Source organism: Rothia sp. 18CD1-1 (assembly GCF_055285355.1).
Window position 1 is genome coordinate 78,925 of sequence record NZ_JBUZLI010000007.1, and the last position, 23,305, is coordinate 102,229.

The 23,305-nt window shown below is 58.3% G+C and carries 22 protein-coding genes and 1 riboswitch; of the genes, 7 read left to right on the plus strand and 15 right to left on the minus strand.

Translation table 11 applies throughout. The features are described from left to right. A complete protein-coding gene (locus ACS1BR_RS06160; protein ID WP_463561081.1) occupies window positions 1-1,458 on the plus strand; it encodes a sensor histidine kinase in 1,458 nt (485 codons plus the stop codon). Here ACS1BR_RS06160 and ACS1BR_RS06165 read toward each other — a convergent pair. Further along, the gene (locus ACS1BR_RS06165; RefSeq protein WP_463561082.1) at window positions 1,455-2,375 is read right to left on the minus strand and encodes an RNase H family protein; all 921 of its coding nucleotides are present in this window, start codon (window positions 2,373-2,375) and stop codon (window positions 1,455-1,457) included. The two genes, ACS1BR_RS06160 and ACS1BR_RS06165, sit on opposite strands and share 4 nt — an antisense overlap. Window positions 2,376-2,507: 132 nt before the next feature. Between ACS1BR_RS06165 and ACS1BR_RS06170 the strand changes: the two genes are divergently transcribed. Further along, on the plus strand, window positions 2,508-3,326 hold the full coding sequence (locus ACS1BR_RS06170; RefSeq protein WP_463561083.1) for a 4'-phosphopantetheinyl transferase family protein: 819 nt from the start codon (window positions 2,508-2,510) through the stop codon (window positions 3,324-3,326). A 43-nt stretch (window positions 3,327-3,369) separates the two neighbouring features. On the opposite strand, the gene ACS1BR_RS06175 is transcribed toward ACS1BR_RS06170, so the two are convergent. Continuing rightward, a complete protein-coding gene (locus ACS1BR_RS06175) occupies window positions 3,370-3,990 on the minus strand; it encodes a hypothetical protein (RefSeq protein WP_463561084.1) in 621 nt (206 codons plus the stop codon). Window positions 3,991-4,116: 126 nt separating this feature from the next. Here ACS1BR_RS06175 and ACS1BR_RS06180 point away from each other — a divergent pair, with 126 nt between their 5' ends. Further along, window positions 4,117-4,512 (plus strand): hypothetical protein, encoded by a 396-nt coding sequence (locus tag ACS1BR_RS06180; RefSeq protein ID WP_463561085.1) that lies wholly within the window; start codon window positions 4,117-4,119, stop codon window positions 4,510-4,512. A 72-nt stretch (window positions 4,513-4,584) separates the two neighbouring features. Here the strand turns inward: ACS1BR_RS06180 and ACS1BR_RS06185 are convergent, their stop codons facing one another. From ACS1BR_RS06185 to ACS1BR_RS06215, 7 genes are all read right to left on the minus strand, one after another. Continuing rightward, window positions 4,585-5,583, minus strand: a complete 999-nt coding sequence (locus ACS1BR_RS06185) for an isochorismate synthase (RefSeq protein WP_463561086.1) — start codon at window positions 5,581-5,583, stop codon at window positions 4,585-4,587. Between the two features lie 184 nt (window positions 5,584-5,767). Then, a complete protein-coding gene (locus ACS1BR_RS06190; RefSeq protein ID WP_463561087.1) occupies window positions 5,768-6,541 on the minus strand; it encodes an SDR family oxidoreductase in 774 nt (257 codons plus the stop codon). Further along, a complete protein-coding gene (locus ACS1BR_RS06195; RefSeq protein ID WP_463561088.1) occupies window positions 6,538-7,191 on the minus strand; it encodes an isochorismatase family protein in 654 nt (217 codons plus the stop codon). Before ACS1BR_RS06195 ends, ACS1BR_RS06190 begins: the two co-directional genes overlap by 4 nt. 120 nt (window positions 7,192-7,311) lie before the next feature. Further along, on the minus strand, window positions 7,312-8,682 hold the full coding sequence (locus ACS1BR_RS06200) for an FAD-dependent oxidoreductase (protein WP_463561089.1): 1,371 nt from the start codon (window positions 8,680-8,682) through the stop codon (window positions 7,312-7,314). A gap of 152 nt (window positions 8,683-8,834) precedes the next feature. Further along, window positions 8,835-9,239 carry a cupin domain-containing protein gene (locus ACS1BR_RS06205; RefSeq protein WP_463561090.1) on the minus strand — a complete coding sequence of 135 codons (405 nt, stop codon included), beginning with the start codon at window positions 9,237-9,239 and terminating at the stop codon, window positions 8,835-8,837. 65 nt (window positions 9,240-9,304) lie between these two features. After that, a complete protein-coding gene (metE, locus tag ACS1BR_RS06210; RefSeq protein ID WP_463561091.1) occupies window positions 9,305-11,632 on the minus strand; it encodes a 5-methyltetrahydropteroyltriglutamate--homocysteine S-methyltransferase in 2,328 nt (775 codons plus the stop codon). Between the two features lie 32 nt (window positions 11,633-11,664). Further along, window positions 11,665-12,576: a methylenetetrahydrofolate reductase gene (locus tag ACS1BR_RS06215; protein ID WP_463561092.1), complete on the minus strand. Its 912-nt coding sequence runs from the start codon at window positions 12,574-12,576 to the stop codon at window positions 11,665-11,667. A 92-nt stretch (window positions 12,577-12,668) separates the two neighbouring features. After that, window positions 12,669-12,766, minus strand: a riboswitch (SAM riboswitch). Window positions 12,767-13,000: 234 nt separating this feature from the next. Between ACS1BR_RS06215 and ACS1BR_RS06220 the strand changes: the two genes are divergently transcribed. The 3 genes from ACS1BR_RS06220 to ACS1BR_RS06230 are packed head-to-tail and all read left to right on the plus strand — an operon-like array spanning window position 13,001 to window position 15,585. Further along, window positions 13,001-13,375 carry a hypothetical protein gene (locus ACS1BR_RS06220; protein ID WP_463561093.1) on the plus strand — a complete coding sequence of 125 codons (375 nt, stop codon included), beginning with the start codon at window positions 13,001-13,003 and terminating at the stop codon, window positions 13,373-13,375. Beyond that, a complete protein-coding gene (locus ACS1BR_RS06225) occupies window positions 13,372-14,949 on the plus strand; it encodes a hypothetical protein (protein WP_463561094.1) in 1,578 nt (525 codons plus the stop codon). Before ACS1BR_RS06220 ends, ACS1BR_RS06225 begins: the two co-directional genes overlap by 4 nt. Beyond that, window positions 14,950-15,585 (plus strand): ABC transporter ATP-binding protein, encoded by a 636-nt coding sequence (locus ACS1BR_RS06230; RefSeq protein WP_463561095.1) that lies wholly within the window; start codon window positions 14,950-14,952, stop codon window positions 15,583-15,585. 137 nt (window positions 15,586-15,722) lie between these two features. On the opposite strand, the gene rlmC is transcribed toward ACS1BR_RS06230, so the two are convergent. From rlmC to ACS1BR_RS06255, 5 genes are all read right to left on the minus strand, one after another. Further along, the gene (gene rlmC, locus ACS1BR_RS06235) at window positions 15,723-16,868 is read right to left on the minus strand and encodes a 23S rRNA (uracil(747)-C(5))-methyltransferase RlmC (protein ID WP_463561096.1); all 1,146 of its coding nucleotides are present in this window, start codon (window positions 16,866-16,868) and stop codon (window positions 15,723-15,725) included. Between the two features lie 38 nt (window positions 16,869-16,906). Then, the gene (locus ACS1BR_RS06240) at window positions 16,907-17,215 is read right to left on the minus strand and encodes a nucleoside triphosphate pyrophosphohydrolase family protein (RefSeq protein ID WP_463561097.1); all 309 of its coding nucleotides are present in this window, start codon (window positions 17,213-17,215) and stop codon (window positions 16,907-16,909) included. 208 nt (window positions 17,216-17,423) lie between these two features. Beyond that, a complete protein-coding gene (gene groL / locus ACS1BR_RS06245) occupies window positions 17,424-19,055 on the minus strand; it encodes a chaperonin GroEL (RefSeq protein WP_463561098.1) in 1,632 nt (543 codons plus the stop codon). 275 nt (window positions 19,056-19,330) lie between these two features. Further along, window positions 19,331-20,011 carry a LytR C-terminal domain-containing protein gene (locus ACS1BR_RS06250; protein ID WP_463561099.1) on the minus strand — a complete coding sequence of 227 codons (681 nt, stop codon included), beginning with the start codon at window positions 20,009-20,011 and terminating at the stop codon, window positions 19,331-19,333. Window positions 20,012-20,144: 133 nt separating this feature from the next. Then, entirely contained in the window at window positions 20,145-20,405 is a 261-nt protein-coding gene (locus tag ACS1BR_RS06255; RefSeq protein WP_463561100.1) for a DUF3263 domain-containing protein, read from the minus strand. 108 nt (window positions 20,406-20,513) lie between these two features. On the opposite strand from ACS1BR_RS06255, the gene ACS1BR_RS06260 reads away from it, so the two are divergent. After that, entirely contained in the window at window positions 20,514-21,191 is a 678-nt protein-coding gene (locus ACS1BR_RS06260) for a uracil-DNA glycosylase (RefSeq protein ID WP_463561101.1), read from the plus strand. Here the strand turns inward: ACS1BR_RS06260 and ACS1BR_RS06265 are convergent. After that, window positions 21,188-23,224, minus strand: coding sequence for a threonine/serine exporter family protein (locus tag ACS1BR_RS06265; RefSeq protein ID WP_463561102.1), 2,037 nt, complete (start codon window positions 23,222-23,224; stop codon window positions 21,188-21,190). The genes ACS1BR_RS06260 and ACS1BR_RS06265 overlap by 4 nt on opposite strands. Window positions 23,225-23,305: the final 81 nt, after the last annotated feature.

Sequence of the window (23,305 nt, forward strand, 5' to 3'; positions counted from 1 at the left end):
GTGGAAAGACTCAAAAGAACCTTTGGTCAACTGGGTGCGCTCTCACTGCGCACCCAGTTGGTTCTTTTAACCGGCATGCTTCTTGCCCTGGCTATCTCGGTGACATCCCTGGTGGCTATCTCGGCCCTGCGAAGTCAGATGACAGACCAGATTGACGACGAGCTGAAATCAAACGCCACCACCCTCACGACCTATATGGTGCAGGGTACCGAGTTACCCTCAGACGGTCCTCTCATCCGTTTTCAGGCTTACCTGCTCAATGACAGCGGAGATAGGCTCACCTCCATCACCTCCATCACCTCGGATAGTTCCGCCCCCGATATTTCGGGCTGGGATGTAGAGAAGGTGGAGAAGTACAGCGGGTCCGGCCTTAACGTGCCCTCGGATTCGGGCGTGACTCCCTGGAGGGTTATGCCTCTGCGGGTGAGTATCGACGGCACAAACTATTCGGTGATTATTGCGACCCCGCTGAGTCAGATGAATAGTTCGGTAGCCCTGGTTACTATGCTCACGGTGACTTTTGGTTTAGCTACCCTGTTTGCTTCCATTGCCATGAGCTGGGTGATGGTCACCCGCACTTTTGAGCCGCTGGCCCAGGTTGAGCAGACCGCCGCCCGTATTGCCGCAGGTGATCTTTCCCAGCGGATCAACGACTATAACCCCTACACCGAGATCGGCCATCTCTCCGCCTCGCTAAACACCATGCTCTCGCAGATTGAGAAGGCTTTTGACTCGCAGAAACGCTCAGAGATTAAGATGCGCCGGTTTGTTGGGGACGCCTCCCACGAGTTGCGTACCCCGCTGGTTTCTATTCGCGGCTATTCGGAGCTCTACCGCCAGGGTGCCCTTCAAACCGAGGAGGCTGTTGCCGGCGCTATGGGCCGTATCGAGGCCGAGTCAAAGCGCATGGGGCAGCTGGTAGAGGACCTGCTCACCCTGGCCCGAATCGATGAGCGCCGCGCCGCCGAGAATAGCAAGGTCAGTCTGCTCGACATCGCCCGCGATGCCGCCAATGACACTTTTGCCACCGCCCCGGACCGCGAGGTTAACCTGGTTGGCCTTACCCCCGGTGAGGCCCCGGCCGAGGCTCCCGTGTTCGGTGATGAGATGCGGCTGAGGCAGGTGGTTGCTAACCTGATGACCAACGCCCTCCGGTACACGCCCGCCGGCAGCCCGCTAGAAATTGCCGTGGGTGTAGTCGTCGATGGAGCGGGCCGGCAGCTGGCAGAGATTCAGGTGCGCGATCACGGCCCCGGTATCCACGGTGAGGAACGCCAGCGGGTGTTTGAGCGTTTCTACCGTGCCGACACTTCGCGGACCAGAGAAACCGGTGGCACCGGCTTGGGCCTGTCTATCGTTGCCGGGATCGTGGAGCAGCACGAGGGCAGCGTCGAGATTAGCGAAACCGACGGCGGGGGCGCAACGTTCACTGTGCGCTTCCCTCTCTACCGCGGCTAGCAGGCAGTTTCCTGCCGGAAATGAAGCTGCCAGCCGGCGGCCTTCACCCAAATACTGGTGCGTATAACTTCTTCCCTGGCGTTTTCTACCATGGTGCAGATCAGCAGGGCCGAGTCTCCGAGCTCCTCCACCCGCACAATTTTCGGGACTGTAACATCTGCGAAAGCGCGCTCACGGTACTCAAGCACGGTGGCGCGGCCAACTCTGCGGCCTGTTGCGGTAATCCATACCAGGTCATCGGTGAGCAGGGCCTCTGTTTCGATGAGGTCCTCTCGCTTACGGGCGGGCAGGCTTTCAAGTTCCAGGGCAAGGGCCTCAAGCTCTTCTTCACGGCTGACCTCCGGCACCTCCCCGACGGTCTCTTCTGCGGGTTCGCTGTCGAAAACAGTCTGCTGCGTCTCAGCTTTCCGGGCGTCGTTCTTTCTCCGCCTCGATGCTGTGACCATACCGGGGCCTGCCTCGGGTTCTTCGCCGTCGCGGATAGCGGTGGATGCCGCACGTGCTAGCTCATCGGCCCGCTCGTTGAGTCTCACCCCGGCGTGGCCTTTCACCCATTTAAAAATATAGGTGCGCCCTTCGAGAGCCGCGTCCAGCGCCTGGATGAGTTCCAGATTGTGCACCAGCTTCCCGTTTGCTTTCCTCCAGCCTTTTTCTTTCCAGCCCGGCATCCATTTGGTCACCGTGTTCACCACATACTGGGAGTCGCACAGCACGTAGAGGGGCCGGTCAGCCATGTGTGCGCTCGATTCAAAAAGATCGATGACCGCCTTCAGCTCCCCCATATTGTTGGTACCGCTCGGGTAGCCGCCTGCTGCCCAGCAGTTTTCGTCGATGTACCAGGCCCAGCCAACGGGGCCGGGGTTACCCAGGCACGACCCATCCGCCGCGGCCACGAGGGGTTCAGCTACAGTCATCATTGCTCTCTTCAGTGAGTTTGATTGGACCTAGAATACGGCACAAAACATCTAGTATCAGGCTAGCATGTGGGCCAGGTATCCACGAGGCCGATACGGGTTCATCGGGTTCGTGCATCTACTACAATTGGCGGTATGGTTTCCGCGCAGACACCGGTCAGTATCGAGCTTTTTGCCCTCCCCACTGACGCAGTCCGTACCGGTAGCGGCTGGCTCACCTACCCGGCAGTTTTCGAGCGGAGCCGGGCAACACAATTTAGCAACGGTGCTGATGCGCTCGGTTATCTGGCTACCCGGGCTCTCATGCGTACTCTGGCCGCCGGTGCGCTGGGGCTTGAGCCGGGTAAGGCCCCGGAAATCCCCGTTGACCGCACCTGTCTACTCTGCGATAGCCCCGACCCTCACGGGAAACCGCGTATCCGAGGGGTTAATTTCAGTATGTCGCGGTCCCGCGGTATGGTTGCCGGGGCACTGTGCCTTGATGCCTCTTCCTGGCAGGGATCACCGCGGCTGGGTGTCGACATCGAGGGTATACGAGACACCCTTTTTAGCGGTTTTGACCGTCTCACGCTAACGCCCGACGAAGCTGCCGCTGTGGCTCGTTTACCCGACACGCGGAGACAGTTTGCCCGGCTTATGCTGTGGACCGCCAAAGAGGCGGTACTCAAAGCGACCGGTCACGGTCTTACCGCCGGTCCGCAGTCTGTTGAAATCTCCCTGCCCCGGTCACCGGATACACCCCGGCAAGTGGCAGGTTTTTCCTGCCGAGGGCAGCTCACACTGGGCAGCTCACCACCGCAAAACTTCTGGTTACAATGGCAGATCGTGGACCGGTTTCTGCTAGCCACCGCCCTCGATACTCCCTACAGGCTGACCCTCCACCCGGTAAGGACACCAACCGAGGTCAGAGAAATAATAGAGAAAAACATTCTCTCCGCACAAAAGACACAATAATATGGGTTTCATGCGTACACATAAAACCCATATTATTTATATTCTAAAAATTTCCCTCGCGATAACGTTTTTCCATATCTGAAACAATTTTCTTTACATGAGGTCTTAAAGCATCTTTAATCGGTTTTGTTAAAGTATTCTTAATAGTTGCACCGACCGCTCCACCCGGCATAGCCCCAAATACACAGTCAACAGCAACCCCGATTGCAATATTAGAAGTTTCGTCTACCGATTTTCCCTCTTCCAAAGCATTTTTAATCTGCTCTTTGCCCTCACCTAGCGCAACACTGCCTGCACAGCCTACAATCGCAGCAGCCGCCCAAACCGGCAAAGCCCTAAACTCATTATCTCTTTTATTTAAATTATCGGTAAGAAATATATCGAAAAATATATCAGCATCCTTTGCAGAAATATTCCCCTCTCTCTTTTCTCTCTCGATAATGGCAATTATATCACTAGTCAGTTTATCTGCATCCTCTTTAGTTAAACCAATCTTACCTAGCTCTACCTCCGAGAGATAAATAAGGTTATTCGCGCTAACTGGAGACGCGCTGACTGTGACCCCATCTTTAGCCACAGCAGCATTGGCGGGAACACCCCCACCCAACATCATGCCGCCGCATAGAGCAGCGACAACCAAAGTCTCAACCGTCTTCTTTGACATAGTGATCATCCTTGTCATATACTAAGCATGTTTAATTTCTGTAAATTTAAATCGTATGAGTTCAAATTTACAACATGTATGTTACACTAATAGAAAGTACGGATACTGTCAAGAAGTAGGTTTATCGTGTTTTCAAAATATACGTTCTTAGTAATGTCACTGGGGGCAGCTTCCATTGGCTCGGTCAAGGAAATTATTAAAGCTTCTCTTCTAAACAACTCTTTGGAAGGATGGACTCTCGTATTCCCCGTACTCGCGACATCTGGTTACCTCTTATTACATCTCTCCGGGGTTCTCCTAAGAAAAAAATTAGACACTCCCCTACTGGTATCGAACACATCTTTTTTATTTTACACCGCTTTTTCTTCAATATTCCTATTTACCTTATATGGAAATTTTCTTAATTCAAGGAATTTTGGGGCAATACTTGAATCTGCGGTATACGGATTGATTTTTGCAGTTATTGCCATAATAGTAATGAAGTATTTCTACAAATCTAACGTAGATAAAATTACCAACTAACCTCTACTCGTCAGATTGAATCTGCCTGCATCCTATCCGAGATCCGTTCGCTCCTGCCAGACAAAAATAGAGCTACCGGGTAGAAATTCCCAGGGCCCTGCCAAAAGAGCCCAGCTTATTGCCTGTTTCCGTATGCTCGTGAGCGGGTACAGAATCTTTAATAATCCCGGCACCGGCGAACAGGGTTACCCTGTTCGCGCCCACCTCGGCACAGCGCAAAACCAGGGCCCACTCACCGTTGCCCTCGGGATCCATCCAGCCGATAAGACCACCAAAATAGCCGCGCTCAAAATCTTCAAGCTCCCTCACCACCCCGAGCGCCGTCTCCATCGGGTAACCGCAAATAGCGGGGGTCGGGTGAATCGCCCGGGCACCGTCAAGCGAGCTCATGCCCGCCGCCAGCCTGCCAGTGATCCTGGTTGCCAGGTGCCACAGCTGCGGTGTGGCTAGCAGCTGCGGGGTAGACGGCACCGTCAGTTCTTGAGTAACAGGCCCCAACCGCCTCCGAATATCGTCGATAACCGTGGCATGCTCAGCCCTGTCTTTGGTAGAGCGCAGAAGCTGCTCACCGATCTGCGTATCCTCGGTTGAGCCTATCTCGGCGCCTCTGGCCGCGGTTCCCGCCAACGGAAAAGTGGTGAACTCTCCGCCCTCGCTACAGAAAACCAGTTCGGGAGAGGCCCCCATCAGATAGCTCTGACGGCCCGGAAGCCGGGCAGAAAAAACATAGGCATCCGGCTGCTGCACCAGCAGGGTCTCAAAAATATCTTCCGGGGCCGGCGCCCCGGAATCGTAGTGGGCGTGCAGTAGGCGCGAAAGCACCACCTTCTCGAACTCTCCCCGCCCCATGCGTAAAACGGCCTGCTCGACAGCGGCCCGGAAACCGGGGCTATCAACGCCATCAACAGATCCGGGAGCAGCAAAAACGTGTTCCCGCCCCGCCAGGGGCCCAGCAAAGTCAAGGTGTTCGGGAACCACAAGATAAGCCGGTTCATCCGGCGCAAAGGGAACAATCCCCACCACCCCGGTGCCCACCCGCCGTGCTGTATCCAGCGCATCACTTTCGTTCACCCTCCGCAGAGCACCAGAAGCACGCACACTGCGGCTGGGAGTGGAGAAAAGAAAGGGCGCAAAACTAGACCCTGATCCTGTTTTTATCTGCACGGGGTAGCCTTTCCTAAAAATCTCTTAAACCTATTCTCACGCACTAACGATTCAGCATTTTATGCTTCACACACCGAAAACACGGCACTTCCTAGAAGGTCGCTCCGCCGTCCACGGTGATTTCCTGCATGGTGAGGTGACGGGAACGTTCACTGACCAGAAAACCGATGGTGTCCGCTATGTCGCGCGGCTCAGCTATTCTTCCCAGAGGGATCCCCAGCCGGAAAGTCTCCGCACACCCGGCAATAGGCAGCTCACTCCTGTCTTCACCGGCCCAGCCATCAGTCACCATGGGGGTTCGGGTGGTTCCCGGGCACACCGTGTTCACCCGTATCCCGTTCCCGGCCAGTTGAAGACCAAAACTTGAAGCAAGCCTCGACGCCGCCGCCTTCGAGGCACCGTAGGCTCCGAACTCTGCCCTCGGCACCCGGGCCGCATTAGAGCTCACCACCACAATCGAGCGCGCATTGGCCGGGTCTTTAGCCCGCTGCTCCACCATGAGCCGGGCAATCCCGCGCACCGTGAGAAAAACACCGTCCGAATTAACCGCTTGCACCGCCCGCCACTGCTCAAAGGTAGTCTCAACCAGGGGCCTCGATAGCACCACCCCCGCGCAGCACACCAACCCATGCACCTCAACATTGAGGGCCCGAATTCTCCAGGCAAGGTTGATCACGGACTCCTCGTCCGCCACATCGGTTTGGATATAGTGCAGGCTAGAAGAGTCACCGACAACCTCCTCCAGGGCATCTCCACCGTCCAAACTGAGATCCGCGGCAATAATACCGTAGCCAGCCTCCGCTAAAAGGGCAACTGTGGCCGCACCTATCCCACCGGCGGCACCGGTAACCACCACATATTTCACGCCGCACCGCCGTCCACACCGGCCCCCAGACGGGTGAGCACCGTTTCCGCAGTCACCACACGGGCACACCGTTTTGCCGCGTAATCGCAGGCCATCTCGTGTTCAGTCCTACTGAAGTCAGCCATGGCATCGGCTATAAAGAAAGGCTGAATATCGCGCATAAAAGCCTCCAGGGCGGTGGTGAGACACCCGATATGCGCGTAGACACCGGTAATGAGCAGCTGATCTCTCCCCTCACTCCTCAGCTCCTCCTCAAGCCGGGTGCGAGCAAAGGCCGAGTAGCGCCACTTGGTCAGCACCCTGTCACCGGAGGTCGGCCGCACATCGGCTAGAATTTCTGCGGCGGTGTCGTCCTGAAGCCCCTCCCCCCAAAAGTCGGTGAGAAGAGCCCTGTCCTGCGGATCCTGCCTCGGCGGCTGTGCCGTGTAGTAGACCGGAACGCCCGCGGCCCGGGCGGCAGCCACCAGTCGGGCGGTGTTGGCTATCGCTGAATCAATCTGGCCACCGGAATCGCGCTCAAAAACCTTGACAAAATGATTCTGAAGATCATGCACTAAAAGGGCTGCCCGCAGCACCTCAACCGGCCAATCAACCCTGTTCTTCACCCCCTCAAAAGAGGCCCGATAGGACGAGATCAGCGGTAGCGACATGGCAGACTCCAGACATCATTGGCATCTAAAACCGTATTGGCTAGGTGCTTTAAAACAGCACCTAGCCAATATAAGCCCAACCTAACCTATTTGCAAAGGGTAACCTAAGAATTATTTTTGCTACAGCTTAGAAAGAACCCCCGTAATACCCTCCGTCACCGACGGGTGGGTAAAAATCTGATCCCGCAGCTGCCCGGCAGTTAGCCCCGCCCGCATAGCCAAAGCCACCGTATTAATCACCTCGTGCGAATCCACCACCAGCAGCTGCGCACCCACAATCCTCTCGGTCCCAGCCTCCACCACAAACTTCAGAATCCCCTCGGGACTCTCAACTATCTTGGGCCGGGGCATCACCGCCACCTCCGCAACCGGAGCCGATACCACCCGCACATCCATACCGGCCTCCCTGGCCTCCCGCTCGGTCAAACCTACCGCCGCCAAAGGAGGAGTCATATAGATAGCCCAGGGAACAGCTACACGATCACTCACCCGACGATCGCCCTCACCGGTCAGCTGTCCCAGCACAATCCGGCTATCATCCCAGGAGATATAGGTAAACTGCGGTCCACCGTTCACATCACCCACCGCAAAAATATTCTCAACAGAGGTGCGCAACCTGTCATCAACCCGTATCGCGCCCCTCTCGGTCAGCTCAATACCCGTATTCTCAAGCCCCAGACCCTCAACCGCCGGACGGCGCCCGGTCGCCAACAGCACCGCGTCCACCGACAGCTCAGCGCTCACACCTCCGGCCTCATAGGTCAGCACGCTCTCACCGTCCCCATCGCGAACAGATAGCACACGGGCAGAGTTCACCACCTCCACCCCCTGCCCCCTCAAAATCTCGGTGGCAACCGAGGCGACATCGTCGTCATTGTGAGCAAACAGCCTGGTCCCCGAGTTAAAAATAGTCACCGCACTACCGAATCCGGCAAAGATACCGGCAAACTCTGTTCCGATAGGGCCACCACCCACTACCGCCAGCCGGGCAGGCCGCTCCGGTAGCTGCTGAATCTCCGTAGAGGTGTACACCCGCCGCGAATCCCGCACACCCTCAATGGGCGGAATAACCGGGGTTGACCCGGTATTGATCACCGTGTAGTCGGCGGTAATCACCATGCGGTCTTCCCTCGCGGTCACCTCCACCTCGGTATCGGAGAGAAAACGAGCATGCCCATCGATCAGCGTAGCGGTGTCATTGGCCTCAAGAATCTGCTTATTCTTAGCCCGCATAGCATCGGTGAGCCGGGCACGGAAAGCAACAGCCTCCTCAAAAGCAGTATCTGCCCCCTGCTGCCGAATGCGGAACTCATCGGCACGATGCACCAAAGCCTTGGTGGGCACACACCCAATATTGATACAGGTACCCCCGTACATGGTGTTTGATTGCTCCACCAGGGCCACCTTCTTACCCAAACGGGCATAAGCTCCGGCAAGGGTTTTACCGGCCTTACCAAAACCAATCACCAGCAAATCATAGTGGGCGCGCATATCTCTCCAATCTCAAACCGTAGCTCAAGGACAGCAGAAGCCGACCCGGCCAGCACTATCGAACGCGACCATCATACATATGCCCGCTGTGAGACCCCATCGAGGTTCACAGCGGGCATACGAACACCGCTCAAAGAGTCCGCAGACAAACCCTAGAGAGACCCGTAGTGCTCGTCGGTCACCGGCTCAAGAAACTCGGTTGCCCCGGCGGTAACCACAATGTGGCTAAACCAGGAATCCTGGGCGGCCCCGTGCCAGTGCTTTACCCCCTTGCGGGCCACCGCCACATCGCCGGGAAACAAGCGGCGCGCCGCCGCACCCTCCTCCTGGTACCAGCCCTCGCCCCTGGTCACCAGCAGAATCTGATAGCCCTCGGTGTGCACATGCCAGTTGGTTCGGCTGGCCGGCTCAAAAGAAACATTACTCACGTTCACGCTCACCGCCGGGTCTGCAACCAGCGTTTTCAGATAAGACTCCCCCACAAAAGATGCCCCCAGCGGGTTAGACTCACCAAACCCAAACGGGTCATTCTTCACGGCGTCCTCGTTCTTGGCCATATCAGCTCTCCTTTCTCCTGTTTCACCATCTACCGTACTCCCCGCAGAGAAAAAGTACGGTATCCCTAGCGCACCTGTCCGCGCACCGCCTCGGTCGCTTCCACCAGGTTAACAAGAGAAGCGCGGGTCTCTTCATAGTCACGGGTCTTCAACCCGCAGTCGGGATTACTCCACACATGTTCCGGAGCCACACTCTGTACAGCCTGTTCAAGCAGAGCACGAATCTCCTGCACAGACGGCACCCTGGGCGAATGAATATCCCACACGCCGGGCCCAATCCCGCGGTCAAAACTTGCCGGAAGATCCCGCAAAAGCTCCAGCCGCGAGCGCGCCGCCTCAAGGGATGTCACATCGGCGTTAAGGGCGTCAATCGCCTCAAAAACCTCGTTAAATTCCGAGTAGCAGAGGTGGGTGTGAATCTGGGTGGAGTCAGCCACCTGGGAAGTAGCCAGGCGGAACGCGGAAACAGACCAGTCCAGATAGTCCGGCTGCTCCGCGCCACGAAGGGGCAGTAGCTCCCGCAGGGCCGGTTCGTCCACCTGAATAATCCCGATCCCCGCTTTCTCAAGATCTGCTATTTCATCCGCCAAAGCCAGGGCCACCTGGTGGGCGGTCTGCGCGCGGGGCTGGTCATCGCGCACGAAAGACCAGGCTAAAATAGTAACCGGTCCGGTGAGCATACCTTTCACCGGCTTATCGGTCAGCGAATTGGCATAGGAGATCCAGGGTACGGTAAAAGGTTCACCCTCAAGCCCCGCACCGGCACGCTTCACATCGCCCCAGAGAATAGAGGGGCGGGTGCAGCGCGAACCGTAGGACTGTACCCAGCCGTGAACGGTGGTGGCAAAGCCGTCAAAGTTCTCGGCAAAATACTGCACCATATCGTTACGCTCGGCCTCCCCGTGTACCAAAACATCGAGGCCGATCTCTTCTTGCAACCTGATTACCGAGGCAATCTCACCGCGCAAAAAGCCCTCAAATTCTTTGGCAGAGATTTTACCCGCGCGGAAGGCTGCCCGCTGTTTGCGCACCTCCGATGTCTGGGGGAAGGAACCAATGGTGGTGGTGGGGATCAGCGGAAGGTTAAGGTGGGCTTGCGCTCTCTGCCGCTGCTCTGCCGCCGGGCGCTCGAAAGCTCCCTCCTGGTCGGTGATCCGGCGCACGCGCTCACGAATTTCTGCCACCCGCACCCCCGGTGATTCTTGGCGCAGGGTTTGCGCCTCCGAGGCCGCTTCGATAGCACCGGCAGTTGTTTGTTGGTCCCCGGCCAGGGCCCGAGCCAGGGTGAGCACCTCACACACTTTTTGGTCAGCAAAAGCCAACCAGTTTTTGAGATTGCCATCGAGATGTTCTTCAAGCTCAAGATCGTGGGGCACGTGCTGTAAGGAGGTTGAGGTGGCCACGGATAGGTGCTTGAGAGAGCCCAGCCGGTTGACGACCTCTCTCAGATCGGTGCGCCAGACGTTACGGCCGTTAACCGCTCCTATAACAAGCTGGAGGTTCTGTCGTCCGGCAATGTCTGCTAGGCGGTCACCGTAGTTGGCAGAGACCGTGTCGAGGTGTAGGGCTTCAATACCCGAGCGGACCAGGGGCTCAAGGTTCTGCTCTAAATCTCCGTAGGGTGAGGTGATAAACAGGGAGGGACGGTTACTGAGGCCGGCAAGTTGCGTGTAGGTCTCTGAGACCAGCTCGGCCAAGCGTTCGCGGCCGATATGGGTATGGTCGGCGACTAGCGCCGGTTCGTCAAGCTGCACCCAGGCCAGCCCTCGTGCGGAAAGCTGCCCGAAAAGTTCCTCGTAGACTGCCAGTAAGTCCTTGAGCCGGGAGATGGGTTCAAAACCTTCGGGGGCACCGTTTTCGGTTTTTGCCAGGGCCAAAAACGTGATGGGTCCCACGATCTGCGGTCGCACCGCGACCCCCCGTTCACTCGCCGTATCAAGCTGGGCGAACAGCTCCTCGGGGTTTAGCCTAAACTCGGTGCCGGGGCCAATCTCGGGCACAAGGTAGTGGTAGTTGGTGTCAAACCACTTGGTCATCTCGAGTGCTGGCTGTTCTGCGGTGCCGCGGGCCAGATCAAAATATCCCTCCAGCGGGAGGAGGCCGCGCTGATCCAGCACACCGGAAAATCGGGAGGGTACGGCGGTGAACAGCCGCAGGGTATCGAGCACCTGATCGTAGTGGGAGAAAGAGGCCGGAATCGAGTAGTCTTCCTCCAGCCCAAGTTCTGTCAACCGGGCGAGGTTATCCTGCTGTAACCGATCCACTCGGGCTGTGAGCTCCCGGCAATCTATGGTGCCCTTCCAAAAAGCCTCAACCGCCTTCTTCAATTCGCGGTGGCGACCGATACGGGGGTAACCGACGATGGTTGCTGAGGGAAAAACATGTGTTGACAAGGTAAAACCTTTCTTTAAATATATTGATGATCCTACTGTGACGCTGAGGGTGTCAGAGAGGTGTGGTAGCGCGAAGTGTAGGGTGCGATATCCAGCCGGTCGAGTACGTCGAGCACGGCGCGGTGCTCGTTGAAGGTATAAAAGTGCAGCCCGCTAGCCCCCGAATCCAGGGCCTCTTGACACTGCCGGTAGGCGTAGTCCACACCGACCCTGTGACGCTCCGCCTCACTGCTAGCACCCTCCAGTGCGGTAGCGAGGTCTGCGGGAATCTCCAGCCCCGCCAGCTCGCACAGGCGTGTGAGCCTACCCAGGGACGTCACCGGCATAATGCCCGGAATAATCGGTAGGTTGACGCCGGCACCGGCCGCGGTATCAATCAGGCTCCGGTAGCGGTCGCTATCAAAATAGACCTGTGTAATAGCGAAATCTGCACCGGCACGCTGCTTGGAAAGCAAAATTTCAATGTCTTGAAGGAGGGAGAGGGACTCGGGGTGTTTTTGCGGGTAGGCGGCCACCCCGATCGCCAGCCGTCCCCCGGCAAAGTGCGCAAAATCTTCGCGCTCCACACGCCGGATCAGCTCCACCAGGTAGCGGGCAAAGGGAAGCTCCAGGGAATCCGGGGGCACCCCCGGAGGAAGGTCCCCGCGCAGGGCCAGCAGACCCCGCACTCCCAAGCCGATAATACGCCGCACGGCATGTTCCAGCTCATCTACCGAATGCCCCACGCAGGTGAGGTGAGCCAACGGTACCAGCCTGGTTTCGTGCACCAGATAGTCCAGCAGGGCAAGCGTCTGCCGTTTACGTTCGACACTACCCGAGTAGGTAACCGACACGTAGTCGGGTGTTGTGGCCGATAGTTCTTCAATGGTTCGCAAAAGCGAATCCCGACTTTCCGAACTTCTCGGCGGGTAAAGTTCATACGAAAGGGCCGTATGAGGTGCCATGGTAGAGCGTCTCCTTCCGGTGGATTCGCCCGATAGATCAGCATCGGACTCCCTCGCAGGAGAGCCACGATGCCAGAAGCTTAAAGCTGATTCTTCTATCGGCTCTGGCAGGAGCACCTTCTCCCGGTGTTATCGGGTGAGGTTGCTGCGGCGTCACTGAGCCAGTTCTCTCGGCCGCTCTTGATAGATACAAAATCAATATAGGCGGATTCGGTACCGCCCCACAAGATAAGGTGCCTATATTTCGCCGTGTGACAGGGCGTGAAGACGGTGTCTTCACAAACGCTTCACAAAAGTCCGGGTGCTTAACACAGCGTCAAGAAAGCCGAAGAATGCTGCCCAAACGTGCCCAGATCATACGTTTTATTGCGCAGTTAGCTCTGTGTATAATCCTTACAACCGTGTTTCTGATAGGAGTATCCCGGTGAGAACCCCTCTAGTCCGCGGAATAGCCCTCAGCGGGGCAGCCGCAATCGTCGGAATCGTGGCCACGGTAGCCCCGCCAGCTGAACTCCCCGATCATGCCGCCGCCTTCTGGACTTTCCTTATCTACGTGTGGTTTGGTCTGGCCGCCATTCTCGCGATAACCTACACAATCACGGTGAGTAGCCGCCTAGGAGTCAATCTCCCCCTAGCCCTGGCCCTGCTCATTGGAGGAGCCGCTTCCCCCACCACCGCGATACTGGCACACCGGGCAGCGGGGCCCGCCCCCGCGCTGGCAGCCGGATCCTGGTTACTCTTCTTTCTCATTATCGGGGGCATAGAACTAGCGCAGCGCCCCCAACGGACCCACCTGTGAAAGAACAGACCGGCAGCATAGCCCACAGGCCGCATGCACCCGAGAATACCGCCGTCCCACCCCGATGGCGCGCGGTACTACTCATCGTAAAGACCAACAGGCTCCTCCACATACGCACCGTATCACCGGATTTTCGGATCACCCGAAGTGTCTGTCTGATCCTCACCACGGCAGCTGCTACCCTCGCGCTAGCCCTCGGTTTCATACTCACCCTCCTGGTGGCCGTCGGCCCCCGACTCATCGAGTTCTTAGACACGTCCCAGACCCTCACCGCCATGCTGCACGGTAGCGGGATCATCTTCCTGGCCCACCACATCTTCAGTATCTCCGGCCGCACCGCACGCGAAACCAGGGCACCGGCAGATGCTGCAATCCTCACCCACGCTGGTTACACCCAGGGAGAGATCATTGTAGCCCGAATTATCCTCCCCATCGCCCTGGAAACCCTCGCCATGGTCACCGTCATAGCCCTGGGCAGTATTCTTGCGCTTTACAGCTGGCAGCTCTCCCCCGGCACCCTGGTAGCACCGGCCCTACTGAGCATATCCCTGGCGGTAGCCGGTGCCCTCGTTCGAGCGGCCCTCCTCTGTATACTCGCCATGGGAGGGGTATCACTGACCCTCCTCCGCTTGGGCTGCTGGACTCTGGTTGCGGCGGTAGCCGGTGTAGCCTTTTCCGGGCTTCTTCTCCCCGCCTTTCCCGGAAGGCAAGAACTCCAGCCCACCCTACACAGGGCCCTTAACTTCATTGCTTCCCCAGAAGGAGCCCACACCCTACTCGGTATCCTTACCACTCTCTTACTTGCCACCGCCATCACCCTGCCGAAACTGTTAAAATTTCCCCGAGGCCAAGCCCCCATAGACTCCCCACCGGTCCACACTCGACGGGCTCTCCCCCTGCCTCGGAACGCCTGGGGCAGGCTCATAGCATTACCATTGACAACCCTTCGAGACCGCCCCGACAGCGAGACCGGAGAAATACTCATCTCGGTCAGGGCCGCACTCTGCACCGCGGCTTTTGGGCTGGGCGCGTTATGGACCGCATCAGCGGCCCCGGTCCTCCCCACCGAAGCCGCATGGGGTATTGCCGCCTCCGGTCCCCTCTTAGCGGCCGGACTCACTCACGGAATATGCTCCGTCAACACCTACCAGTCCCTTCTGCCACACCTTACGGCCTCACATCTGGGCGAGCGCGGCGTGGCAAGCGCACTCATCTGCTCAACCTTTTTGCTTTGTGCGCTCCTCGGTGCGGCCCCATTACCCATGATTATATTTTCATCCACGCTGCCGGTGGGGTCAGCTCTATCTGCCTGGCTCACCGGGGCCCTCCTCGTCTCCCCTGCCACAGTTTTTGCCGACTGTCTCTTTCCCGCACGGATCCCAGCCAACTCTAACGGCCGTATCCGACAACACCCGGTGGCCACCCTACTGTCTACCGGTCTCACCCTGTCCATCTGTGCGGCTATCTACGCCGGCTTACATATTGGTATCCCCATATTCATCATGATCGTCGGGGCTGCATCTCTCGCCCCCATCTGTACTCTGACCGCCCATTTCCCGCGAGGAGCACTCTAAATGCCCCTTCTCTCCATCACCGACCTGCACTTCGGTTTCATCCCCGATCACCCCGTCCTCAAAAACGTAAACCTCAGCCTTGACGCTGCCCAAGCAGCGGTACTCACCGGGCCAAACGGTTCAGGAAAATCCACCCTGCTCAATCTTCTTGCCGGCGCACTGCGGCCAGATAGCGGGCAGGTCACCCTGGCCGGCCTCCCAGCCCATACCGTATCCGCCCGTCGCTCCCGATGGCACATGACATCTCACCCGGCGCTCTTCCGGCTTCTGACAGTGCGCGAGCATCTTGAATTTTACGCTGCCGCTCACGGCAGAAACCCTGAAGATTCCCTGAGCCTGGTGCGACAGCTCATTTGTGAAGATGTGACAGACCAACTCTGCGCACAGCTCTCCACCGGCCAGGCCCAAAAAGTGTGGTTTGCCGCAACGGTTGCCGCCAGCCACGCTCCTGTACTCCTGCTGGACGAACCGTTGTCAGCCATCGACACAGAGTCGGTCCCGCTCATGGTTGAGATACTTGAGGCCGAACGCAGTGCAGGGCGCTGCATGGTCGTTGTTACCCATACCCACCGCGACCTTCTCCCCAACACCTGGTTAGGGATCAACCTTCGCTCCCTCTCACATGAAGAATCATGATTGCCGTCGACTATTTCCGTGCGGTGGACGGCAAAAGATAACCCGCACCCAGATCCTAGGTTTCGTCCGAGATCCTCAGTTATTTCCTAGGATCTCGGACGAAACCTAGGAATTCGAGGGCAAAGGTCTCACCGACGCTACCGCCGGCTCAGCAGAGTTATCACCTCGTAGTGCTTAGTCTGCGGAAACATATCAAGCACCTGGGCTCCCACCGGCGCGTAAGAGGGCATAGACTCCATATCTTTGACCAGTGTTTCGGCCCTACACGAGGAATAGATAAGGGTTTCAACCCCCGACGACTCAATCCAGGCGGCAAGCCGTTCGCCCAAGCCCCGACGCGGCGGGTTCACCACCAGCATCTCGGGTGTGGGCACCGCGCGGGGTCCGGCGTCCAGGGCGAAACCCGTAGCGTCCCCCACCTCAAATCGCACGTTCCCAAGCCCCAGCTCTATCGCGCTCCGCCGGGCACTGGCAACAGCCTGCTCGCTGATCTCAATACCGGTCACCTCCGCCCGATCGCCCAGTACCTGCCCGGCGTGTAAACCAAACCCGCCAACACCGCAGTACAGATCCCACAGGCTGGCCGGAGCCACCTCGGCAACCCAGTGCTGCCCGCGCCGGTAGAGTTCCTCAGCAAGAGCGGTGTTGGTTTGAAAGAAACTCTGCGGGCGCAGGTGTAAAGTTAGCCCTCCGACCCGCATGGGTAGGGTCTGCTGCTCCGTAAGAATAATCTCCTCGGCCCCCTCCAGTAGGGCAACGTGCTCGCGCAAGAGGTTCACCGAAATCACCCGCAAGCCCGGGATCTCCCGCTTTAAACGGTCGACCTCCCTGCGGATAGGCACCAAAAGTTTTTTAGAACGCAGCACAAACCGGACCATAGACTGCCCACCAGGTGCAACGGTCACCAGAATATTCTTCAGTTCTCCCCTTCGCCGCCGAACACTGTAGGGGGTGAGCCCTGCCCGCCGAATCAGTGAACGGAGTGCCGGTAGCATAGCGGTAATCTGCGGATCGTAGAGGCCGCAGTGAGCGAGATCAACTCCTTCCCCGTCCCGGTTGATAACACCCAGGGTAGGGTTTTGAGTGTCTCCGCCCACCGCCAGTTTGGCTTTGTTGCGGAAAGCCGACTCAGGGCTAGCTACCGGTTCTAGCCAGGTAAGACCGGTCCAGGAAGCGAGCAGGCTCTCGGCCCGCTCTTGTTTACCCTCTAGCTGACGACTGTAGGGGGTCTCGATCAGGGTACAGGAGTGGCAGAGTCCCGCCCGATGGTAGTGGCAATCCATAGCTTCACCATCTTACCGCCCCTTACCCACCGGTCCAGCTAGTTAAACTGTTGCCGCTTCTGCTCTAGGAAACCTTCAACACATTCCCGATATGAAAGCCCCATACGATCCGCCAAAACCGCTAACCACCAGGTGCATTCACCAATTTTGAAAGCCAACTCATCCGCACCTTCACTGGGCCAGCGTCCCTGCTGGGCCATGGTGTAGCGGCCCACCAGCCCGGCGTCCGTGAGGAACGCCAGGGCGTCCTCCTCCACCGACCAGTGAGACCCGTGGTGAAGATCCTCTAGCCGGTGGTACTGCGCGCGAATATCACGCGACTCTTCAGTAACTCTCTGCAAATCCATTCCGCAGTCCCTTCTCATCAATACACACTCCGGTGAGCTCGGGATGGTCTAACCGGCCGCCGGTCACCCCGCCCACCAATAAATATTCCGGCAAGCCCAGACAACCCACACTATAGTAAAGCAGAAAACCCCGCACCAGCTTCTACCATCACGGGTAGGGCTACTGCGGGGTTTTCTCGCTAAGTACCGAAGGGGCCTAGCGGGCTGCTTACATCATGCCGCCCATACCGGGGTCCATTCCGGCAGCCGGGTTAGCGGCACCGGCCGGCTCGGGCTTATCGGCCACCACTGCCTCGGTGGTAAGGAAAAGACCGGCGATAGAGGCAGCGTTCTGCAGAGCGGAACGGGTCACCTTCACCGGGTCGTTAATGCCGGCAGCCATGAGGTCCTCGTAGTCACCGGTTGCCGCGTTCAACCCGGTACCCTCGGGAAGCTCACGAACCTTAGCCACCACAACGCCGGGCTCCATACCCGCGTTGGTAGCGATCTGCTTAAGCGGAGCGTCAACAGCCACCCGCACGATCGCCGCACCGGTTGCCTCGTCACCGTCAAGGTTGAGGGAGTCAAATACCTTGGCACCAGCCTGGATCAGAGCTACGCCACCACCGGCGACGATACCCTCTTCAACGGCTGCCTTAGCATTGCGCACAGCGTCCTCAATGCGGTGCTTACGCTCCTTCAGCTCAACCTCGGTTGCCGCACCCGCCTTGAGCACAGCCACACCACCGGCCAGCTTAGCCAGCCGCTCCTGCAACTTCTCGCGGTCGTAGTCAGAGTCAGAGTTAGCGATCTCACCGCGGATCTGAGCCACACGACCCTCGATGGCCGCCTGGTCACCGGCACCCTCGATGATGGTGGTCTCATCCTTGGTCACCACAACCTTGCGAGCAGAACCCAGCAGGTCAATGGTTGCCTGCTCCAGCGAGAGACCAACCTCCTCGGTGATCACCTGGCCACCGGTCAGCACGGCAATATCCGCCATCTGAGCCTTACGGCGGTCACCAAAGCCCGGGGCCTTCACCGCAACAGACTTAATGGAGCCGCGCATCTTGTTCAGCACCAGAAGCGCCAGAGCCTCGCCCTCCACGTCTTCAGCGATAATCAGCAGGGGCTTACCCGCCTGCATGACCTTCTCAAGTACGGGCACAAGATCCTTCACATTGGAAATCTTAGAGTTCACAATCAGGATGTAAGGATCCTCAAGCACCGCCTCCTGACGGTCAGCATCGGTCACAAAGTAGCCGGAGAGGAAACCCTTATCAAAACGCATACCCTCGGTAAGCTCAAGCTCCAGGCCAAAAGTATTCGATTCCTCAACCGTGATAACGCCCTCTTTACCGACCTTCTCCATGGCCTCGGCAATAAGCTTACCGATCTCGGGGTCACCGGCAGAGATAGAAGCGGTTGCGGCGATCTCCTCTTCGGTCTCAACCTCTTTCGCGGAGCTCAGCAGCTCAGCGGTAACCGCCTCAACAGCCTTCTCAATACCGCGCTTGAGCGAGAGCGGGTCAGCACCGGCAGCAACGTTACGCAGACCCTCGCGCACCAGCGCCTGAGCCAGAACGGTGGCGGTGGTGGTGCCGTCGCCGGCTACATCGTCGGTCTTCTTAGCGACCTCTTTAACCAGCTCCGCACCGATTTTCTCGTAAGGATCCTCAAGCTCAATTTCCTTAGCGATAGAAACACCGTCGTTTGTGATGGTGGGTGCACCCCACGACTTCTCCAAGACGACGTTGCGGCCGCGGGGACCCAGGGTCACCTTCACGGCATCGGCCAGGGTGTTGAGCCCTTTTTCGAGGCCGCGGCGGGCCTCTTCATCAAAAGCAATAAGTTTTGCCATATTTACTTAATCCCTCCTGGACCAAGAAGTTATTTTTCTTTCAACTGTGCCCGCGACGGACGGCGCCGCCCCCTGCGCGATCTTCACGAGAGGAACCTGCACCTCACAGGGTGAAAGTAAGTTTTTTCTCTCCCGGTACACCGCAAAATCTAGCACCGCGATTTAGCAGTTAAGCACCGAGAGTGCTAAATCAATATTGGCACTTGAGTAAGGCAAGCGCAAACCTTTTCACCCCGCTGTCAGACTTAATCGCCCTGAGCGCACAGGGTGCCTGTTTACTGGCCGGTGTAGCCGCCGGCCTGGTTGGGGTCGATGTAGCCGGCACCATTCCCGTACCCTGCATCTGCGCCCGTTTCGGTTCCCGCGTCCGTGCCGGTTCCCGTACCCGTATCCGCACTAGCCTGCCCGGAGCTTTGGCTTGTACCGGTGTAATCGGGGCCCAGCACCGCGTAGAAATCCACCTGCGCGGCCGGGTCCTCCTCGATCAGCGCTATACCCAAGGAGTCTGCCAACGCGTTAGCCTCCGCGGCCTTCCCGGCGGAGTAGAACAGAACCGATGTTGTTACCGGCACGCCCTGCCAGTTGTCGGTGGTGGTGACAGTGTAGCCCTGTTCCTCCACTACCCGCTGAGCCTCGGTGGCGGCACCGACGTAGGCGCCACCATTGTAGATCTCGACCTCCTGGGCGGCGGTACCCTCGCTCGCCTCAGCAGTTGGGGACGCCGACTCGGCGGCCGGCGCCGACGATGCAGACGACGCCGAGGCCTCGGGCGAAAGGTTGCGCGGCTGGTAGATAAACATCAGGGCCCCCACCAGAAGGGAGAGGCAGCCCGCCACCAGAATAGCGATAAACCCTTTACTCGAGGTTTTTTCCTGTTTTTCCCTACCGCGGTAAGCACCGCGGCGCTGGGAATCTTCGGGAACATCATCAAATTCGTCGCGGGGATACTGGGTCACGGGGTCCTCCAAAAGATGCGGTGAGAGAAATATTTGAATTACCCTCTAGGGTACACAGGTATCGCCGTGCACGGATTGATTGCTGGCCGGCAGCGATGCGAAAAGTTAGCGGGAATACGGTGTTCTTGCGGTGCTAATCCTGCCGGTGCTGACGTAGCCGGCGGGTGAGTGCTGGTTCGCGGGCGATAATCCGGGGGTCATCGATCATGGTGTTGAGCCGCTGATAGTAGGCGATGGGCGCCATTTTAAGTTCTCGGCGGATTGCCTGCTCCTTGGCACCGGGATATTTCCAGCGGCGTTTTTCGATGGCAAGAATACCCGCCTCAAGGGACTCCTCTGCCACGATACTCTCCCCGGTTTCTGCTTCCTCTGGCTTCGATCCTGTCTCGCTCATCGCGCCCACCCCTTTTCTCTCTGCATACCGGCTGCCCGGTCACTTTATTTTCGATAGCCTAGTCTTGAAACGCATATTTTCATACCCTTCTCGTTTGTGAGGTGCACCGTGCCAGCTCAGCCCCTGGATCACATTATGGCAGCAGATTGGGCAGATGCCCTTGCTCCCGTTGAACCCAATATTCGGGCTATGGGAAATTTTTTACGTGAAGAACACCGGGCCGGCAGACACACCCTACCGCCGTCCCGGGATATTTTTAACGCCTTTCAACAGCCCCTTGCACGGGTGCGGGTACTCATCATTGGACAAGACCCCTACCCGACCCCCGGGCACGCTATGGGGCTGTCCTTCTCCGTGCACCCCGATGTGCGGCCGCTTCCCCGATCTTTGCAGAATATTTTTCGGGAGCTACACAGCGACCTGGGGGTGCAGCCGCCGCAGCACGGGGACCTTTCTGCCTGGAGTAAGCAGGGAGTGATGCTTCTCAACAGGGTGCTCTCGGTCGGTGCCGGCGAAGCCGGATCACACCGCAACCTGGGCTGGGAGGCTGTCACTACCCGGGCTATACAGGCCCTGGCGGAGAGGGGGAGCCCCCTGGTAGGAATCCTCTGGGGCAGGGATGCACGCAATGCCCGCCCGCTCCTGGGCAACTACCCCTGTGTGGAATCTGCCCACCCCTCACCGCTTTCGGCCTCGCGCGGCTTTTTCGGGTCCCGCCCCTTCTCACAGACCAATAGCTACCTGGTACAGCAGGGCGCTGAACCGGTTGACTGGAGACTGGGCTAGCGGTCGAGGGTGTGCGCCCCGGTCTGCTGCGCACCGACCTCGCGGCGGGGCCGCAGCGCACGCTGCACAATATTCTGCATAATGTAGCTGCCCAGCACCACACCCGAAGCCATGGACACCACAATCCCCACCGCGGTCACCATGCCCGGAACCCCGGTCACGGAGTCAGCTTCCACCGTAAACATATACAGGCCACGGAATATAGAGAGGCCGGGAAGCAGAAAAGTCAGACCCGGAACATAAAAAATAGCGGCCGGTGCATGAAGCCGGTAGGCCAGGTAGGTGCTCAGCAGCCCAATGACCATAGCGGCAACAGCCGTGTTAGCTCGCCCCGCCCCGGCCCCAAAAGAATAGGTAAACAGATCATAGACCGCAATACCGCAGGTTGAGATCAGCACAACCCACAGCAGGGTGCGAATACGGGCGTGCATGGTCACCCCGATAGCCACACTGGCAAGCACCATAAAAATATAGTTGGTCCAGAGATGGGGCGGATCAAACACGGTCTCTTCAACATTGAGCTCAGAAATACCGATCGCTGATAGCACGGCAACAGCCGAGGCAAGACCCACCACTATACCCAGAAATGACATGCCGGTTGAAACAACCTTACCCGCCGCCGTCAGCGGAAAACCGTTGAGAGCATCCTGCACCGACGACACCAGCTTGGACGTGGGCAGAAGCATAATCAAACCCGCAGCCACAATGTGCGGGGCCGCAACGCTCACCCCCATATTCGCAACCAGTGACGAGTCCCCGGACATGTAGATAGCAGAAAAAGTCACCACCCCGGCGCCCGCCGCCATGTTAAAGAAACTGGGCATATTGAGCCGAGCAATCAGCTGGTCCACAAAATAGATCGCCAAAAACACCAGACCCGCGGCCACCCCCGCAGCCGGCGAACCTCCGATACCAATGGTCAGCGATGACGCGGTCACAATATTTGCCAGCATAAGAACCAGCGGCGAGTACGGTTTCTTGGCCTCGTTGATTTTCAGCAGCCGCCGCTCAGCACGGCCCCGCGGCAGCTGGTTCTGGGTGATGTCGTAGATGAGCTTGTATATGTCATCCAGCGCCGCATAGTTATCGGACGAAGAGCGCACCACCCGCATCACGGTGTGACTAAAACGCTCCTCCTTGGTTTCCTCACCGTCGGGGTCCACGGTGTTAAGTGCCCGCGTGTGCAGGTCAACATCGTCGATATCGGAGACATAGTTGATGATGACCGACTGGTTGGTGATATCCACCTCAACGTTATCGAGCCCGTAGGCCGCGCACACCGAGACGATCGCCGAATCAACATCGACGGTATCTGCCCCGTAGTGGAACATGGTTTCAGAGAGGCGGAGGGTGAAGTTGAGAATCTCACGCGCCTGCTCTTTCTCCCGCACATAGTCTTGGCGGTCACGTTCCCGCCGGGTTGCGGCAAATTGACGCTGGGCTAGTCTGGCCATACCCCGCATGGGCTTGGTGAGGGAGCGGTCAGCGTGCACAAAAGATTTAAACGAGGACTTGACCCAGCCGGGCTTAGCAGTGGTGAGATGGCCGGGGGCCGTCAGGGGGCTGGTCAGCTCGGCCGACGGGTAGGCGGCTTGCGCGACCCCGCCCGTGGTAGGAGATCGCGGGGTATCCGCCGAAATGACCGGAAGAGCCGCGGTTAAAGGCTGCGGCTGCTGCGGCTCACTCACCGGCTCAAAAGGGCTCTGCCCCGAACCCCCCACCGGTTGCTGACCGCTGTGCCCGGTAGCCGACTCTTCACCTTCACCTGCGGTATCACCGGCACCCGCCGTACCGGCCCGTAACGAGTCACGCAGATGGGGGTCACGCACCTCGTCCAGCGATACCACCGGAACCCCCAGCTGCCCAGAGAGGCCCTGTGTCGCCCGGGGATGTTGGGGTCCGGGCAGGGGTGCACTGGCACCAAAGACAGCGCTGTCCTGCCCCTCAGCGGTAGGCTCAGCGGCACCTCGATCAAACGCAAAGGCAGAAGGGTAAGCCGTCTGCCGCAAAACTTTCCTCTCAGAATCGCTCACCGAGCCCTCCTCTCCGACTGTCTTTCATACCGTTTACGCGCAGCGCGGCTATTCATAAGATAGCCCACCTCACCGCGTATC